The organism is Pseudomonas lundensis (assembly GCF_001042985.1).
Lineage (GTDB): Bacteria > Pseudomonadota > Gammaproteobacteria > Pseudomonadales > Pseudomonadaceae > Aquipseudomonas > Aquipseudomonas lundensis.
The window spans coordinates 1-1,192 of record NZ_JYKY01000075.1 but is presented as its reverse complement, the minus strand read 5'-3'; the positions used below and the strand labels follow the sequence as shown (position 1 = coordinate 1,192).

Sequence of the window (1,192 nt, the reverse complement as noted above, 5' to 3'; positions counted from 1 at the left end):
GGAAGGTCTGAAGTACCCACCGATTTTTGAGGCCCTCGCTGCTTGAGGTTCAAAAAATCCAAGTCGGCCGAAAAACAGACCCTTCTTGTCTTTAATTCACGGCTCTTTCCTCTGATCGTGCTGTTTCAGGGCGATCAGCCCGCATTACAGACGCACCTCTCCCGCATTCAACAACCGTTTTCGCACCATCCACAGGTTCGACAATGCGAACAAGGTTGTCTGTTGGGCGATGTTTTTCGACAAGCCACGAAAGCGTACTTTCGTGTAGCCAAACTGGCGCTTGATCACGCGAAAGGGATGTTCAACCTTGGCCCGCACCTGCGCTTTGGCGTATTCGATCTTGCGTCGCATACGCCCGATCAAACTCTTTTTTCCGTGCTTTCTATAGCTGCTGGGACGCGCGGCAATCGACCAAATCATCGTGCGGTTCTGATGCTCAGCACGCTTCTCCACACCGGTATAACCCGCATCGCCGCACACGTAAGTTTCCTCACCATGCAACAACTGATCGACCTGAGTCACGTCCGCCACATTCGCCGCCGTGCCCACCAGGCTGTGCACCAAGCCGGATTCGGCATCGACGCCGATGTGCGCTTTCATACCAAAAAAGTACTGATTTCCTTTTTTCGTCTGATGCATTTCCGGGTCGCGCTTGCCGTCCTTGTTCTTGGTCGAACTCGGGGCATGAATGATCGTCGCATCGACCACCGTGCCTTGGCGCAGCATCAAGCCACGGTCACCCAGATAGCCGTTGATGACCTGCAAGATCCCGCCCGCCAACTCATGTTTTTCCAGCAGGCGCCGGAAGTTGAGGATCGTGGTTTCATCGGGAATTCGATCCAGATGCAGCCCCGCGAACTGGCGCAGAATCGTCGTTTCATAGAGTGATTCTTCCATCGCCGGATCGCTGTAGCCGAACCAGTTCTGCATCAGATGAACCCGCAACATGGCCAGCAACGGATACGCCGGACGACCGCCTTCACCTTTCGGATAATGCGGCTCGATCAAGGCAATCAAGCCCTTCCAGGGCACGACCTGATCCATCTCGATCAGGAAGCGCTCACGGCGGGTCTGCTTACGTTTGCCGGCGTACTCAGCATCGGCGAAGGACATCTGTTTCATCGGGACTCAACCGTTCGATTCCTGTGAGGCGGGTATTTCACCAAATCTGGAAGCCTTTTTCAGAGTTTCC

General features: G+C 54.6%; 1 protein-coding gene. It reads right to left on the bottom strand.

The annotated features are described in order from the left end of the window. Positions 1 to 144: 144 nt before the first annotated feature. Positions 145 to 1,122, bottom strand: a complete 978-nt coding sequence (locus TU74_RS22915; RefSeq protein WP_008374339.1) for an IS5 family transposase — start codon at positions 1,120 to 1,122, stop codon at positions 145 to 147. Between the last annotated feature and the right edge of the window lie 70 nt (positions 1,123 to 1,192).

Excerpts from the sequence above, each read along its gene's own strand:
- TU74_RS22915 (WP_008374339.1), bottom strand. The coding sequence starts at position 1,122 with ATGAAACAGATGTCCTTCGCCGATGCTGAGTACGCCGGCAAACGTAAG.